This window comes from Pseudomonas sp. JS425 (assembly GCF_018223845.1).
GTDB lineage: Bacteria > Pseudomonadota > Gammaproteobacteria > Pseudomonadales > Pseudomonadaceae > Aquipseudomonas > Aquipseudomonas asiatica.
Map to the genome: position 1 here is coordinate 5,042,571 of NZ_CP073661.1, position 16,054 is coordinate 5,058,624.

The 16,054-nt window shown below is 63.6% G+C and carries 14 protein-coding genes and 1 pseudogene; 5 read left to right on the forward strand and 10 right to left on the reverse strand.

Features of this window, described 5'->3' with window-relative positions; translation table 11 throughout:
• The first annotated feature begins 180 nt into the window (after positions 1-180).
• The 3 genes and pseudogenes from KDB76_RS23230 to KDB76_RS23235 all read left to right on the forward strand — a co-directional run bounded on the left by KDB76_RS23230 (position 181) and on the right by KDB76_RS23235 (position 2,221).
• The gene (locus KDB76_RS23230) at positions 181-1,389 is read left to right on the forward strand and encodes an OprD family porin (RefSeq protein WP_049870856.1); all 1,209 of its coding nucleotides are present in this window, start codon (positions 181-183) and stop codon (positions 1,387-1,389) included.
• A gap of 9 nt (positions 1,390-1,398) precedes the next feature.
• Positions 1,399-1,473: pseudogene (locus tag KDB76_RS29955) on the forward strand (hypothetical protein); the annotation flags it as partial.
• Positions 1,474-1,708: 235 nt separating this feature from the next.
• Positions 1,709-2,221, forward strand: coding sequence for an Mpo1-like protein (locus KDB76_RS23235; RefSeq protein WP_013974039.1), 513 nt, complete (start codon positions 1,709-1,711; stop codon positions 2,219-2,221).
• Positions 2,222-2,348: 127 nt separating this feature from the next.
• Here KDB76_RS23235 and pcaC read toward each other — a convergent pair whose 3' ends face one another.
• From pcaC to pcaR, 9 genes are all read right to left on the reverse strand, one after another.
• Entirely contained in the window at positions 2,349-2,741 is a 393-nt protein-coding gene (gene pcaC / locus KDB76_RS23240) for a 4-carboxymuconolactone decarboxylase (protein WP_013974040.1), read from the reverse strand.
• Positions 2,742-2,751: 10 nt separating this feature from the next.
• On the reverse strand, positions 2,752-3,543 hold the full coding sequence (pcaD, locus tag KDB76_RS23245; RefSeq protein ID WP_013974041.1) for a 3-oxoadipate enol-lactonase: 792 nt from the start codon (positions 3,541-3,543) through the stop codon (positions 2,752-2,754).
• 11 nt (positions 3,544-3,554) lie between these two features.
• Entirely contained in the window at positions 3,555-4,907 is a 1,353-nt protein-coding gene (locus KDB76_RS23250; RefSeq protein ID WP_024087692.1) for a 3-carboxy-cis,cis-muconate cycloisomerase, read from the reverse strand.
• A gap of 9 nt (positions 4,908-4,916) precedes the next feature.
• A complete protein-coding gene (locus KDB76_RS23255; protein WP_013974043.1) occupies positions 4,917-6,206 on the reverse strand; it encodes an MFS family transporter in 1,290 nt (429 codons plus the stop codon).
• Between the two features lie 185 nt (positions 6,207-6,391).
• Positions 6,392-7,597: a 3-oxoadipyl-CoA thiolase gene (pcaF, locus tag KDB76_RS23260; RefSeq protein WP_169774743.1), complete on the reverse strand. Its 1,206-nt coding sequence runs from the start codon at positions 7,595-7,597 to the stop codon at positions 6,392-6,394.
• The gene (locus KDB76_RS23265) at positions 7,594-8,373 is read right to left on the reverse strand and encodes a CoA-transferase subunit beta (RefSeq protein WP_015271653.1); all 780 of its coding nucleotides are present in this window, start codon (positions 8,371-8,373) and stop codon (positions 7,594-7,596) included. Before KDB76_RS23265 ends, pcaF begins: the two co-directional genes overlap by 4 nt.
• Positions 8,370-9,230: a CoA transferase subunit A gene (locus KDB76_RS23270; RefSeq protein WP_015271654.1), complete on the reverse strand. Its 861-nt coding sequence runs from the start codon at positions 9,228-9,230 to the stop codon at positions 8,370-8,372. The genes KDB76_RS23265 and KDB76_RS23270 overlap by 4 nt, the downstream gene beginning before the upstream one ends.
• Positions 9,231-9,382: 152 nt before the next feature.
• Positions 9,383-10,729: an MFS transporter gene (locus KDB76_RS23275; RefSeq protein WP_023660978.1), complete on the reverse strand. Its 1,347-nt coding sequence runs from the start codon at positions 10,727-10,729 to the stop codon at positions 9,383-9,385.
• 328 nt (positions 10,730-11,057) lie between these two features.
• Positions 11,058-11,948: a pca regulon transcriptional regulator PcaR gene (gene pcaR, locus KDB76_RS23280; RefSeq protein WP_024087693.1), complete on the reverse strand. Its 891-nt coding sequence runs from the start codon at positions 11,946-11,948 to the stop codon at positions 11,058-11,060.
• Positions 11,949-12,436: 488 nt separating this feature from the next.
• Here pcaR and KDB76_RS23285 point away from each other — a divergent pair, with 488 nt between their 5' ends.
• Positions 12,437-12,637, forward strand: a complete 201-nt coding sequence (locus KDB76_RS23285; protein ID WP_003259583.1) for a hypothetical protein — start codon at positions 12,437-12,439, stop codon at positions 12,635-12,637.
• A 311-nt stretch (positions 12,638-12,948) separates the two neighbouring features.
• On the forward strand, positions 12,949-14,421 hold the full coding sequence (locus KDB76_RS23290) for an inorganic phosphate transporter (RefSeq protein WP_038410118.1): 1,473 nt from the start codon (positions 12,949-12,951) through the stop codon (positions 14,419-14,421).
• A gap of 156 nt (positions 14,422-14,577) precedes the next feature.
• Here the strand turns inward: KDB76_RS23290 and KDB76_RS23295 are convergent, their stop codons facing one another.
• Positions 14,578-16,053 carry a helicase HerA-like domain-containing protein gene (locus KDB76_RS23295; protein WP_013974050.1) on the reverse strand — a complete coding sequence of 492 codons (1,476 nt, stop codon included), beginning with the start codon at positions 16,051-16,053 and terminating at the stop codon, positions 14,578-14,580.
• Position 16,054 lies beyond the last annotated feature (1 nt).

Genomic DNA, 16,054 nt, shown 5'->3' on the forward strand with positions numbered 1-16,054 from the left:
TGGCGAATTGCCTCACCCCCGCCACACCCCGCAACATCCTCCCACGCAACGTTGCCCCGGTTCATCCCAAAAGACCCGCACCTGCAGGCCGCATCCTGCAGCGTACCGGCTCGCCCATAAAAACAAGAGATCCACGACAGATTGCAACCCGCACGCCAGCTGCTGCCCGGCCTGTTGGCCATGTCCTGCGCACTCCCAGTGTTCGCCGCCGACCAAGGTGGTTTCCTGGAGGACGCGAAGGCCACCCTCAACCTGCGAAACTTCTACATCAACCGCAACTTCGTCGACCCGGCCCATCCGCAGGCCAAGGCCGAAGAGTGGACGCAGAGCTTCATCCTCGACGCCCGCTCCGGCTTTACCCAGGGCACCGTCGGTTTCGGCGTGGACGTACTGGGCCTATATTCGGTCAAGCTCGATGGCGGCAAAGGCACCACCAATACCCACCTGCTGCCGGTGCACGACGATGGCCGCCCCGCCGATGACTTCGGCCGCCTGGGCGTGGCACTGAAAGCCAAGCTGTCCGAAACCGAGCTGAAAGTGGGCGAGTGGATGCCGGTACTGCCGATCCTGCGCTCGGACGATGGCCGCTCGCTGCCGCAGACCTTCCGCGGCGGCCAGCTGACCTCGAAGGAAATCGCCGGCCTGACCCTGTACGCCGGCCAGTTCCGCGGCAACAGCCCGCGCAACGACGCCAGCATGGAAGACATGTCGATGAACGGCAAGGCAGCGTTCACCTCCGACCGTTTCAACTTTGGCGGCGGCGAATACACCTTCAACGACAAGCGCACCATGATCGGCCTGTGGAATGCCCAGCTCAAGGATATCTACCGCCAGCAGTACCTCAACCTGGTGCACAGCCAACCCTTGGGCGACTGGACCCTGGGCGCCAACCTGGGCTACTTCATCGGCAAGGAAGACGGCGCCGAACGCGCCGGCGAACTGGACAACCGCACGGCCTCGGCCATGCTCTCCGCGCGCTACCAGGGCCACACCTTCTACGTCGGCCTGCAGAAAGTCAGCGGCGACGACGCCTGGATGCGGGTGAACGGCACCAGTGGCGGCACCCTGGCAAACGACAGCTACAACTCCAGCTTCGACAACGCCAAGGAGCGCTCCTGGCAGGTGCGCCATGACTTCAACTTCGCCACCGTCGGCGTGCCAGGCCTGACCCTGATGAACCGCTACATCAAGGGTGACAACGTCACCGCAGGCGGCGTGGACGATGGCAAGGAATGGGCGCGGGAAACCGAATTGGCCTATGTGGTGCAGTCGGGCAGCTTCAAGGACCTGTCGGTGAAGTGGCGCAACTCCACCATGCGCCGGGACTTCAGCACCAACTCGTTCGATGAGAACCGGTTGATCGTGAGTTACCCGCTGAATCTGCTTTGAATTCTTCGCGGCTGCCCCCTGGTCGACCGCGCCAGCAAAGCCCTGCCGCCCACCCCAGAAGGCCTGGTGGTGCTGCAACATGCCCGGCGCCTGGATATACCAGTGCGGGCTGCTGCCATTCGCTGAGCTGATGATGGTGGCGGGGGCGGGCTATCCTGAGCTATATCGGTCGCCTGTACCGGCCCTTTCGCGGGTAAACCCGCTCCCACAGGTCCAGCGCAGCCCTCAGGAGTTGTGGTGACCCTGTGGGAGCGGGTTTACCCGCGAAGAGGCCGGAACAGGCAATACACCTCGATCAGGCAACCAGGGAGGCAAAACAATGAAAACCCTCGTCGACCACCTGAGCCAATACGCCAGCTACCACCGCGACCCACGCAACATCGCCACCCACTTCGTCGGCATCCCGATGATCGTGCTGGCGGTCACTATCCTGCTGTCGCGCCCTGGCTGGGAGGTAGCCGGCATGTGGCTGTCCCCTGCCCTGCCGGCGGCGGCGGCCTCGGTCTGGTTCTACCTGCGCCTGGATCTGCGCTTCGGCCTGGTGATGGGGTTGTTGCTTGGGCTATGCCTGTGGGTCGGCCAGGTGCTGGCGATGCAGACGACAGCGCTGTGGCTCGGCACCGGGCTGGGGGCGTTCGTGGTGGGCTGGATCATCCAGTTCGTCGGCCATTACTACGAAGGCCGCAAGCCGGCGTTTGTCGACGATGTCAGCGGGTTGATCATCGGGCCGTTGTTCGTGGTGGCAGAAGCGGCATTCATGCTCGGCCTGTGCCCGGCCCTGAAACGCGCCGTCGAGGCCAACGCCGGGCCCGTGGTGGCGCGCTCTATGTAGGAGCGGCCTTGTGTCGCGATAGGGCTGCGAAGCGGCCCCGGCAATATTGGCTGCGAAGCTGAAGCCTAGGGGCCGCTGCGCGGCCCATCGCGACGCAAGGCCGCTCCTACAAGGGACCGCGTAGTGGTCAGGTACGCGACTCCACACCCAGCTCATCCCACACCGACTCAGCCATGTGGAAGGTGGCATTGGCCGCCGGAATGCCGCAATAGATCGCGCTCTGCATCAGCACTTCCTTGATTTCGTCGCGGGTCACGCCGTTGTTGGCCGCCGCGCGCAGGTGCAGCTTCAGCTCGTCGTTGCGGTTCATGCCAATCAGCATGGCGATGGTGATCAGGCTACGGGTATGGCGCGGCAGGCCAGGGCGAGTCCAGATGTCACCCCAGGCGTGGCGGGTGATCATCTCCTGGAACTCGCCGTTGAAGTCGTTGAGCTTCTCCAGGCTGCGGTCCACGTGGGCATCGCCAAGCACTGCGCGGCGTACTTGCATGCCGGCGTCGTAACGTTGTTTCTCGTCCATGGCGGTATCCTCAGTGAGCCTGCAGGAAGGCGAGCACTCGGCGGCTGAACGCCTCGCCGATCTCGACGTTGGACAGGTGCGCCGCCGGGAAGTCGACGTACTCGGCACCCGCGATACCGGCCTGCATGAAGCGGCCGTGCTCCGGAGTGGTCACCACGTCCTCGGTACCAGCAACGATCAGCGCCGGCACCTGGATACGGCCCAGTTGCTCGCGGTAATCGGCATCACGCACCGCCGCGCAGTTGCCGGCATAACCTTGCGGGCTGGTTTGCGCCAGCATCTGGCAGATGCGCTGGGCCTGCGCTGGCTGGGCCTGGGCGAAGCCCGGGGTGAACCAGCGGGCGATGGAGGCATCGCGCAGGTCGACCATGGCCTGCTGGCCGCCCTTGAGCACGGTGTCGATACGTGTGTTCCACACCTCGTCGTTGGCGATCTTGGCGGCGGTATTGCACAGGGTCAGGCTGTGCAGGCGCTCGCCTGCGTTGATGCCCAGCCACTGGCCGATCAAGCCGCCCATCGACAGGCCGACGAAGTGCGCCTTGGCGATATCCAGGCCATCGAGCAGGGCCAGCACGTCACGGCCCAGCTGATCGATGCTGTAGGGGCCTTCAGTGACCAGCGACCCACCGTGGCCACGGGTGTCGTAGCGCAGCACGCGCAAGTGCTGGCTCCACAGTGGTATCTGTGTGTCCCACATGCCCAGGTCGGTGCCCAGCGAGTTGGACAGGACCAGCACCGGGGCGTTTTCCGGGCCATCGATCTGGTAATTCAAAACGCCATCGGCCAGTTGCAAGTGCGCCACAGCGGTCTCCTTCAGGCAGTGAAACGTTGATGTTCGGACACGGCGCGCGCCACCCAGACGCGGGCCTGGCCCAGGTAATGGGCAGGGTCGAGCAAGCGATCGAGTTCTTCGGCGGACAGTTCGGCACTGACCTGCGGCTCTTCACCCAGCACGGTGCGCAGGTGGCGCTGTTCGGCCACAGCGCGCTGGCAGCACTGTTCCAGCAGGTGATGGGCGTGGTCGCGGCCCAGGCGCTGGGCGAGGACGATGCTCACCGCTTCGGCCAGCACCAGGCCCTGGGTCAGGTCGAGGTTACGGCGCATGCGCGCGGCATCCACTTCCATGCCCTCGGCAATCACCTGGGCCTGGCGCAGCGCACCAGAGACCAGGCAGCAGATGTCCGGTAGGGTTTCCCATTCGGCATGCCACAGGCCGAGGCTGCGCTCATGCTCCTGGGGCATGGCGGCGAACAGCGTCGAAACCAGCCCCGGCACGCGGGTCGCGGCGCCGATCAGCACCGCGGCGCCGACAGGGTTGCGCTTGTGCGGCATGGTCGAAGACCCACCCTTGCCCGGCGCGGAAGGCTCGAACAGTTCCCCCGCCTCGGTCTGCATCAGCAAGCTGACATCGCGGCCGAACTTGCCCAGGCTACCAGCGACCAGGCCTAGTACCGAGGCAAACTCCACCAGGCGGTCGCGCTGGGTGTGCCAGGGCTGCTCGGGCAGGGTCAGCTTGAGCTGCTCGGCCAGGGCTTCGGCCACCGGCATCGCCTTGCTGCCCAACGCCGCCAGGCTACCCGAGGCGCCGCCGAACTGCAGCACCAGCAAGCGTGGGCGCAGCTCCTGCAAGCGCTGGCGATGACGGGTCAAGGCGCCCAGCACACCGGCCAGTTTCATGCCCAGGGTCACGGGGGTGGCGTGCTGCAGCCAGGTGCGCCCCACCAGCGGCGTGTCGGCGTGCTGCAAGGCCTGACGCGACAGGGTATCGGCCAGCTTGCCGAGGTCGGCTTCGATCAGGTCGAGGGCAGCACGCAGCTGCAGGACCAGGCCAGTGTCCATCGCGTCCTGGCTGGTGGCGCCCAGGTGCACATAGCGCTCGGCTTCGGGCACGCCACTGGCAATCACCTTGCCCAACGCCTTCACCAGCGGGATCGCCGAGTTGCCAGCAGTGGCGATGGCATTGGCCAGCGCGCCAACGTCATAGCGCTCGGCGTGGCACGCCGCCTCGATGGCCGCTACCGCGCTATGCGGGACCAGCCCGGCAGCCGCCTCGGCCCGCGCCAGCGCCGCTTCGAAATCGAGCATGCCCTGCAGGCGGCCACGGTCGGAGAAGATCTCGCGCATGGCCGGTGCGGTGAAGTAGGCGTCGAACAGTAGGTTGGTCATGCCACGTCCTTAATTATCGTGGTGCAGGTACGCGGCCTGCTTCGGCAGGCGCAGGCTGAACAGGAAGGCAATCGCCATCATCGCCGTCACGTACCAGTAGAAAGTGTTTTCCATGCCCAAGGTCTTCAGGCCCAGGGCCACGTACTCGGCCGAACCGCCGAACGCCGCGTTTGCCACTGCATAGGCCAGGCCCACACCCAGTGCGCGCACCTGCGGCGGGAACATCTCGGCCTTCACCAGGCCGCTGATCGAGGTGTAGAAACTGACGATACACAACGCCAGGGAAATCAGCACGAAGGCCATGAAAGGGCTGCTCACGGTCTTCAGCGCCATCAGCAACGGCACGGTGAACAGCGTACCCAGGGCACCGAACAGCATCATCGAGTTACGCCGGCCGATGCGGTCGGAGAGCATGCCGAAGAACGGCTGCAGCACCATGAACAGGAACAGCGCGCCGGTCATCACGTAGCTGGCATTTTTCGCGGTCATGCCAGCGGTGTTGACCAGGTACTTCTGCATGTAGGTGGTGAAGGTGTAGAAGATCAGCGAACCGCCCGCGGTATAGCCAAGCACGGTGATGAAGGCCGCCGCGTGGTCGCGGAACAGGCCCTTGATGGTGCCGGCGTCCTTGTCCTGGCGGGTTTCGGCGCTGCTGGTCTCATGCAGCGAGCGGCGCAGCATCAGCGAGATCAGTGCGGCAATGGCACCGACCACGAACGGAATGCGCCAGCCCCAGGCGCGCAGCTCTTCTTCGGTGAGCAGCTGCTGCAGGATCACCACCACCAGCACCGCCAGCAACTGGCCGCCGATCAGGGTCACGTACTGGAACGAGGCGAAGAAACCGCGCTGGCCGCGCAGGGCTACTTCACTCATGTAAGTGGCAGTGGTGCCGTACTCGCCGCCTACCGACAGGCCCTGGATCAACCGGGCCAGCAATAGCAGCGCCGGGGCCCAGGTGCCGATGCTGGCATAGGTGGGCAGGCAGGCGATCATCAGCGAGCCGAAGCACATCATCAGCACCGAGATCATCAGGGAATTCTTGCGACCATGGCGGTCAGCGAGGCGGCCGAAGATCCAGCCACCGATGGGGCGCATCAGAAAGCCCGCGGCGAACACGCCTGCCGTGTTCAACAACTGCACGGTGGGGTCGTCGGAGGGGAAGAAAGCCGGGGCAAAGTAGATCGCGCAGAAGGCATAGACGTAGAAGTCGAACCATTCCACCAGGTTGCCCGAAGAGGCACCAACGATAGCGAAGATGCGTTTGCTGCGTTCTTCGCCGGTGTAATAGGTTGAGGTCATGGTGAGTTTACTCCTGGAGGGTCGCAGGTAATTCTAGACACACCTGGTAACACACTCGTTCCGCTATCTGGCTGGCAACTGGCCTTGAGTCGCATGTGCCGGCCTCTTCGCGGGTAAACCCGCTCCCACAGGGGATGCGTGGTTCCCTGTGGGAGCGGGTTCACCCGCGAAGAGGCCGGTACAAGTCAAACCCGCTCGATGGCCAGCGCCAAACCTTGGCCTACGCCCACACACATGGTCGCCAGGCCTTTACGCCCACCGCTCTTCTCCAGCTGGTGAAGCGCAGTCAGCACCAGCCGCGCACCGCTCATGCCCAGCGGGTGGCCCAGGGCGATGGCACCGCCGTTGGGGTTCACCTGCGGTGCATCGTCGGCCACACCCAGCTCACGCAGCACCGCCAGACCTTGGCTGGCAAAGGCTTCGTTGAGCTCGATCACATCGAAATCATTCACCGCCACACCCAGGCGCTCGGTCAGCTTGCGCACTGCCGGCACCGGACCAATGCCCATCACTCGCGGTGCAACACCGGCGCTGGCCATGCCCAGTACGCGGGCACGTGGGGTCAGGCCGTGTTTCTTCACAGCCTCGGCCGAAGCCAGGATCAACGCCGCGGCACCGTCGTTCACGCCCGAGGCATTGCCGGCGGTGACGGTCTTGTCCGGGCCGTTGACCGGCTTGAGCTTGGTCAAGGCTTCCAGCGTGGTTTCCGGGCGCAGGTGTTCATCACGCTCGACGATGGTCTCGCCCTTCTTGTGCGCGATTCGCACCGGCACGATCTCTTCGGCGAAGAAGCCGGCGGCCTGGGCCGCAGCTGCCTTCTGCTGGCTGCGCAGGGCGAAGGCGTCCTGGTCGGCACGCGAAACCTGGTAATCGTCAGCCACGTTGTCGGCGGTTTCCGGCATGGAGTCCACACCGTACTGGCTCTTCATCAGCGGGTTGATGAAACGCCAGCCGATGGTGGTGTCTTCGAGCTTCATGTTGCGCGAATAGCCGCTTTCGGCCTTGCCCATGACGAACGGGGCACGCGACATCGACTCGACGCCGCCGGCAATCGCCAGCTCCATTTCGCCGCTGGCAATGGCGCGGAAGGCAGTGCCAATGGCATCCATGCCCGACGCGCACAGGCGGTTCAAGGTGACACCCGGAATGCTCTCCGGCAGGCCGGCCAGCAGCAGCGCCATGCGTGCCACGTTGCGGTTGTCTTCACCAGCCTGGTTGGCGCAGCCGAAGAACACTTCGTCAACCTGATCCCACTGCACGGTCGGGTTGCGCTCGATCAGCGCCTTCAGTGGCACGGCGGCCAGGTCGTCGGCCCGCACGCCGGCCAGGGCGCCACCGAAGCGGCCGATCGGGGTGCGAATGGCGTCACAGATGAATACGTCGCGCATCAGGCTTCTCCTGCGACCTGGCCATGGGCCGCGGCGGTACGGGCTTCGAGGTCACGCAGGGCGGACAGCTCGACTTCGGTCGGTTCGGCGGTGGTCTGCACATCGTCGGCAAAGCGGATCGCCCAGCCAGTGGCGGCGATGATCTGTTCGCGGGTCACACCCGGGTGGATCGCAGTGACGACGAATTCGTGGGTCCCGGCTTCCGGCTCCATGATGCACAGGTCGGTGATAATGCCGACCGGGCCGTCGCCTGGCAGGCCCAGGCGTTTGCGCGAGTCGCCGCCTTCACCGTGGCCAACCGAGGTGATGAAGTCCAGCTTGTCGACAAAGGCACGCGGCGACTGCTTAAGGATGATCAGTACCTGCTTGGCGGAACCAGCGATTTCCGGTGCGCCACCAGCACCTGGCAGGCGGGTTTTCGGGGCGTGGTAATCACCGACGACGGTAGTGTTGATGTTGCCGAAGCGGTCGACCTGGGCGGCGCCGAGGAAGCCGACGTCGATGCGCCCACCTTGCAGCCAGTAGCGGAAGATCTCGCCGGTCGGCACCACGGTGTCAGCGGTTTCGGCCAGCTCGCCGTCGCCGATAGACAGCGGCAGCACGCTTGGCTTGGCGCCGATCGGGCCGGATTCGTAGATCAGCACCACGTCTGGCGAAGATGTCAGGCGCGCCAGGTTGGCAGCCTTGGACGGCAGGCCGATGCCGACGAAGCACACAGCACCGTTGCGCAGGCGACGGGCTGCAGCGACGGTCATCATTTCGGAAGTGGAGTAGCTCATTGTGCGGCCTCCGCAGTGCTGGCCAGCTTGGCCTTGAATTCGTTGAAATCGGCAGTGCCACGGATGTAGGTGTCGATCCAGGCGGTGAACGATTCGCGGCTACGCGCGATCGGGTCCCAGGCCTGGTAGAAGCGGTTGTCACGCTCGTAGTAGCCGTGGGCATAGGACGGGTGCGCACCGCCAGGTACCAGGCATACCGCGCTCAGGGCCCAGGTCGGCAGCACACAGGCGTTCATCGGGGCCTGCAGGTCGTCGACGATTTCCTCGACGGTGACGATGCAGCGCTTGGCGGCCAGGGCGGCTTCCTTCTGCACGCCGAGGATGCCCCACAGCAGCACATTGCCTTTGCGGTCGGCCTTTTGCGCGTGGATCACGGTCACATCCGGGCGCACCGACGGCACAGCTGCCAGCACTTCCCCGGTGAACGGGCAGGTGACGCTCTTGATCAGCGGGTTGACCTTCGGCAGGTCGGAGCCGGCGTAGGCACGCAGCACGGCGAACGGCAGGCCAGAAGCACCGGCGACATAGGCGTTTGCCAGGTCAGCATGGCTGTGTTCTTCGATTTCGATGGCGTGTGGCCACTGCTTCTCGACAGCATCACGCAGGCGGTGCAGCGAACCGACACCTGGGTTACCACCCCAGGAGAAGATCAGCTTGCTGGCGCAGCCGGCGCCGATCAGCTGGTCGTAGATCAGGTCCGGAGTCATGCGCACCAGGGTCAGGTCGCGCTTGCCCTGACGGATGATCTCGTGGCCGGCGGCAGTCGGGATCAGGTGGGTGAAACCTTCGAGGGCGACGGTATCGCCATCCTGGATGAACTGCTTCACGGCTTCGTGAAGCGGGAGAATTGCAGCCATTTGGAGACTCCTGGTCAGGGTGCTTCGGTGAGCTCAGATTAAGGAGACTGGTGGGTGGCTTACAATCCGATAATCGACTATTTGTGCGATTATCGAACCAATTATTGCATCCCTACCTATCTCCCCTCACTGCCTGTACTGGCCTCATTGCGTCAGGTAGCGTCAGCGTGGCTCACCAGCCCTTTCACGATCACACCCACGGTCGCCAGCCCCGCCGGCACCAGCAACGCCGTCAGCACCTGTTCGAAGTTCCAGCCCAGCCCCAGCAGCGTCGCACCACTCCAGGCCCCGAGAATCGCACCGAAGCGGCCGATACCCAGCATCCACGATACCCCTGTGGCGCGGCCCTGTGTCGGATAGAAGCGCGCCGCCAGCGAAGGCATCGCCGATTGGGCGCCGTTCACGCACATGCCGGCAACCAGCACCAGCGTGGCCAATACGGTGATGTTGCCCAGGCTCTGCCCCACGGCGTAGGCGAACACCCCGGCCAGCAGGTAGAAAATGCCGATCACCTTGTGCGGATTGAAGCGGTCCATGGCCCAACCCACACCGACGGCGCTCAGCACGCCACCGAACTGGAACAGTGCGCCGATGAAGGCAGCCTGTTCCATGCTCGCGCCGCTGTCGCGCATCAAGGTTGGCAACCAGCTGGTCAGCAGATAGACGATCACAAGGCCCATGAAATAGGTCAGCCACAACAGCATGGTGCCCATGCCGTAGGTACCGGAGAAGATCAGCGCAAACACGTTGCGCGCAGCCACTGCCTTTTGCTCCGGCACGCTGAAGCTGCCCGCCTCGGCCACCACCTGTGGCGCGATGGGCGACAAGGTCTTGCGCACCTTGTCAGTCCCCCGGTTGCGCACCACCAGGAACCGCGCTGACTCCGGCAGCCACACCATCAGCACCAGCGCCAGCAGCAACGGCAGCACGCCACCGATCACCAGCAGACTGTGCCAGCCGTAGGCCGGGATCATCTTGGCGGAAATGAAACCACCGCCGGCCATGCCCAGGTTGAAGCCGCAGAACATGCTGGTCACCAACAGCGACTTGAGGCGCTCGGGGGTATATTCAGACAATAGCGTGGTGGCGTTGGGCATGCCTGCACCAAGGCCCAGGCCAGTCAGGAAGCGCAACACCAGCAACTGATCGACGTTGGTGGCGTAGGCCGAGGCCAGGCTGAAGCCACCGAATACCAGCACTGCGCCCACCAGCACGCCCTTGCGGCCAAAACGGTCCGCCAGCGGGCCGGAGCCGAGGGCACCGAAAACCATACCGATCAATGCAGCACTCATGACCGGGCCGAGGCTGGCGCGGTCTATCCCCCACTCCTGCGAAAGGGCCGGGGCGATGAAGCCCATGGCGGCGGTGTCCAGGCCATCGAGGAAGACGATCAGGAAGCACAGCAACACCACCCGCCATTGGTAGCGGGACAGCGGCTGCTGATTGATGAACGACTGGACGTCGAGGCTATTGCCGACGTTGGTTTGCGCTTGATTCATTATTGTTTTCCAGAATGAGGGGCACAGCCAGCCCACTGCACGCGATCAAACGGTACAGAGGACGATGATTTGGGGGAATGCGGCCGGCGTCAGCCTGGATATAACGGTACTGCGCGCGGGTGCGGCCGCGGCAGCGAGGGGACAGTATTCATGTTAAGTGCCTCTTATGTTTTTCTTGTTCGGTCGGCACAGCCGACCGTTGCGAGAGACATTAATCAGCGGGCGGAGGCGGCGCAATTCACCGCGAACGACACTGTGCGTTTATCGCACAGGAAAGGGTTTTTCCTGTTCTAAATTTGAAAGTGGCGCGCTGTGCGCCCTGCGGGGCTCAGCCAAACAACTGATGGCAAAGGTCCCGGCTGGCTGCGAGCAGGATCGGCAAGAACCGCTGCTCCAGCTCACTGCGCGTCACCCGCCCGACATGGGTACTCACATTCAATGCCGCCAGCACCTGCCCCGAGGCGTCATACACCGGCACCGCAATCGAGCGCAGCCCCTGCTCCAGCTCCTGGTCTACCACGCACCAGCCCTGGGCACGCACCTGCTGGATACAGGCGAACAGCGACTCGGGGTCGTGCAAGGTACGGCTGGTACGCGCCTTCAGGTCGGCACGCTCCAGGTATTCACGCAGGCTGGTGTCGTCCATGGCCGCCAACAGGATGCGCCCCATCGATGTGCAATAGGCCGGCAGGCGCCCGCCCACCGACAGGTCGACCGAAATCAACCGCTCCACGGTCGCCGAACGGGCTATATAAAGGATGTCGTCACCTTCGAGCGTGGCCATGTTGGCCGCCTCGTGCAGCTGGTCGCTGATGCGGTCCAGGTAAGGCTGGGCGGAAATCGCCAGCGGCGTCGACGACAGGTACGCATGCCCCAGCGTCAGCACTTTGGGCAACAGCGAATAGGTGCGCCCGTCGGTGGTGGCGTAACCCAGCTTCATCAACGTGTGCAGGCAACGGCGTACCGCAGCACGGGGGATTTCGGTGCGGTGGCTGATCTGGGCGATGGTCAGGTGACGCTTGCGTTCCTGAAAGGCCTGGATGACTGCCAGGCCTCGCGCCAGGGAGGTCATGAAGTCCGGGTCGCCGGTAAAGGCCTGGATGCGCTTGGCCGGTGACGCCACGATCGGCGGTGCCAGGGCTGCCGAGGCAGGTCGCCCCTGCTCCAGGTTGACCGACTCTGGATTGACGGAATCGCTGGCCAAGGTTTCGTCACTCATCGCACACCTCAAAAAAAACGCCCACTCGTGCGATTATCGAACAAACGGCCGATAATCGCAATTGACCGCTGACACTTTTACTTATACCTTTCTCATGCCACTTGTGGCTTCTTTGGAGAGACTGGTCAGGTACCCACCGTAGAAGTCCCCAGGCAACGGCCTCGCCTTTTGGCGAGGCCGTTTTTCATTACCCTCCCGCTCGACGGTCCCGCTGCTGCACTGCAACGAACTTTTGTCCGTATTGCCTTTCAAACTTGTACGAAAGGCCCAAACTGTCATCGAATGCATTCCATTACTTGCGTCTTGTGATGTCAGGGTTGGGTAAATTACGATGTTCGGCGAATATCGATTGCTATAATCGATTGCGCAGGCCTCGACGATGCCGTGGCAATGGAACCTTCCGCTGTATCAAACCGTTGCTGCCAGCAAGGCATGTGCACGCTGCACAACGCATAACAACTGTCATCAAACTTAATTCAGGTACTACTGTGACGAAAGATGAACTGCGCGCGGAACTCGAGCGCCAGGCTGAACGTTACAAGGATGTTTATGGTGGCGAAGTCACCACTTACGCCGCACAACCGGATCCGGAACGCAAACCTTGGCGCAAGCGCGCCAGCGTGCGCGACCAGGCCTTCAGCCAGGAACTGGAACGTATGGAAAAGGAACTGCGCAGCGACACTCCCTGACCCGGGACCACGCCAGCGCGTCGTCGCCCGGCCAGCCCGGGCGCGGTCGATCTTTACTGTCCGGCCGAAGGTGAAATGGAATTACACAAATTTCATACGCCCGTTTGAAAAGAAGCGAAGCGGCTTTTTATCCAGCTTTTTGCCGGTTTTCGCCAGCTTTTACGCGCTTTAGCGGATATTTCCCTGCCGGCACGTTGCACCGTGCACATCACGCTCGCGTAAGGAAGATTGCCGTCGGTCTGTCGCAAATGCATCGATTGCCAACGTTTTCTGGCATAATCCCGCCCCCCTAAGATCGCCAGACAACCTTCATGATCGAATTATTCAGCGGACTGGATGCCTGGGTGTTGGTGAGCCTGCTGCTCGCCTTGACCTTCGTGCTCGCCTTCGAGTTCATCAATGGCTTTCATGACACCGCCAACGCGGTAGCTACCGTCATCTATACCAAAGCCATGCCGCCGCACCTCGCCGTGTTCTTCTCCGGCGTGTTCAACTTCCTTGGCGTTCTGCTCGGCGGTGTCGGGGTGGCCTATGCCATCGTGCACCTGCTGCCAGTAGAGTTGCTGATCAATGTGAACACCGGACACGGCCTGGCCATGGTCTTCTCGCTGCTGGCTGCGGCCATCACCTGGAACCTGGGCACCTGGTACTTCGGTATCCCCGCCTCCAGCTCGCACACGCTGATCGGCTCCATCCTCGGCGTCGGCCTGGCCAACGCCCTGATCAACGACATCCCGCTGGGCGACGGTGTCAACTGGCAGAAGGCAATCGACATCGCCATGTCGCTGGTGGTCTCGCCGATGGCCGGCTTCGCCGTTGCCGCTATGGTGCTGATCGGCCTCAAGTGGTGGCGTCCGCTGTCGAAGATGCACAAGACCCCCGAGCAGCGCCGCAAGCTCGACGACAAAAAGCACCCACCGTTCTGGAACCGCCTGGTACTGGTGGTTTCGGCCATGGGCGTGAGCTTCGTGCATGGTTCCAACGACGGCCAGAAAGGCATCGGCCTGATCATGCTGGTGCTGATCGGTATCGTCCCGGCCAAATTCGTCCTCGACCTGAACAGCACCACCTACCAGATCGAGCGTACCCGCGACGCCACCTTGCACATGAGCCAGTTCTACCAGCGCAACGCCGCCACCCTGGGCGAGTTCCTGGCCCTGGGCAAGGCCAAGTCCAGCGACCTGCCGGAGCAGTTCAGCTGCAACCCGCAGCAGACCGAGCCGACCATTGCCGCGCTGCAGTCCTCGCTGCAGGGCGTGACCGACTACCACAGCCTGAGTGCCGACAAGCGTGTCGAAGTGCGCCGCTACCTGCTGTGCCTGGACGACACGGCGAAGAAGGTCGGCAAGCTGCCGGGTCTGGAAGCCCGTGAAAAGGCCGATCTGGAAAAACTGCGCAAAGACCTGACTGCCACTACCGAGTACGCCCCGTTCTGGGTGATCGTGGCCGTCGCCCTGGCCCTGGGCCTGGGTACCATGGTCGGCTGGAAGCGCGTGGTACTGACCGTTGGCGAGAAGATCGGCAAGCAGGGTATGACCTATGCCCAGGGCATGTCGGCACAGATCACCGCGGCTTGTGCCATCGGCATGGCCAACCTCTTCGCCCTGCCGGTATCGACCACCCACGTGCTGTCGTCCGGTGTGGCCGGCACCATGGTCGCCAACAAGAGCGGCCTGCAAGGCGGCACCGTGAAGACCATCCTGCTGGCCTGGGTACTGACCCTGCCTGCGTCGATGGGCCTGGCGGCCGGCCTGTTCTGGCTGGCGTCCAAAGCCATTGGCTGAGTGATACGGTTCTGAAAGAGGCGGCCTTCGGGTCGCCTTTTTTCTGTACCGGCCTCTTCGCGGGTAAACCCGCTCCCACAGGTAATGCACAGCTCTTGATATCTGTGATGAACCTGTGGGAGCGGGTTTACCCGCGAAGGGGCCGGTACAGGCAACCTACCTTTTCTTGCCCCCCAGCAACGACCCCATCAACCCTCGCACCAACTGCCGCCCCAACTGGTTGGCCGCCTGGCGCACCGCCGACTTGATGGCCTGCCCTGCCGCACTTTGCAAGAACTCACCAGCCTTGTCGGCAAAGCTTTCTTCATCCGCCTTGGGTTGCGGCGCGGGCTCCACCGGCTCGCCCTTGCGCTGGGTCAGCATCTCATACGCCGACTCACGGTCCACCGGCTTGTCGTAACGCCCTGCCAGCGGCGAATTGGCAATCAGCACACTGCGCTCAGCCGCGCTCAACGGCCCGATACGCGACTGCGGCGGTGCAATCAGCACACGCTGCACCATCGCTGGCGTGCCCTTCTCTTCCAGTGTCCCCACCAGCGCCTCGCCAATACCCAGTTCGGTCAGCACCGCCAAGGTGTCGAACGCCGGGTTGGGGCGGAAGCCATCAGCCACCGCCCGCAGCGACTTCTGCTCCTTGGCAGTGAACGCCCGCAAGCCATGCTGAATGCGCAAGCCCAACTGGGCCAGCACCGCATCTGGCAAGTCTCCCGGCGACTGGGTGACGAAGTACACACCCACGCCCTTGGAACGAATCAGCCGCACCACCTGCTCCAGACGATCCTGCAATGCCTTGGGTGTATCGTTGAACAACAAGTGCGCTTCATCGAAGAACAACGCCAGCACCGGCTTGTCGGCATCACCACGCTCGGGCAACTGTTCGAACAACTCGGCCAGTAGCCACAACAGGAAGGTCGCGTACACCTTGGGGGCATCGTGAACCAACCGGCTGGCGTCCAGCAGGTGGATACGCCCACGGCCATCCGGGTCTGGCCGCAGGAGGTCCTCAAGCTGCAACCCCGGTTCACCGAACAACGCCTCGGCGCCCTGCTGCTCCAGGGTCGCCAACCGGCGCAACAGCGCCTGAGTGGAGGCCGTGGTCATCAGCGCGCTGTCTTCGCCCAGCAGTTGCGGGTTGTCCTTCAGGTGCGCGAGCAGCGCCTTGAGGTCCTTGAGGTCGAGCAGCAGCAGGCCTTCACGGTCGGCCACCTTGAACGCCGCGTAAAGCGCCGCCTGTTGGCTGTCGGTCAGTTCCAGCAGGTTGCCCAGTAGCAGCGGCCCCATTTCACTGAGGGTGGTACGCAGCGGGTGGCCGGACTGCCCGGCAATGTCCCACAGGCTCACCGGGTAAGCCTGGGGCCTGTGCCCCAGCCAGGGCATGCCGGCGATACGCTCGGCCACCTTCCCCTGCGGCGCACCAGCAGCGCCCAGGCCGCACAGGTCGCCTTTGACATCGGCGGCGAACACCGCAACCCCGGCGTCACTGAACGCTTCCGCCAGATGCTGCAGGGTGACGGTCTTGCCAGTACCCGTAGCGCCCGCAACCAGGCCATGGCGGTTGGCCAACCTCATGGCTTGCCCAACCGGCTGGCCATCCGGACCAGCACCTACAACGATGGTCGAAAATTCCGACATC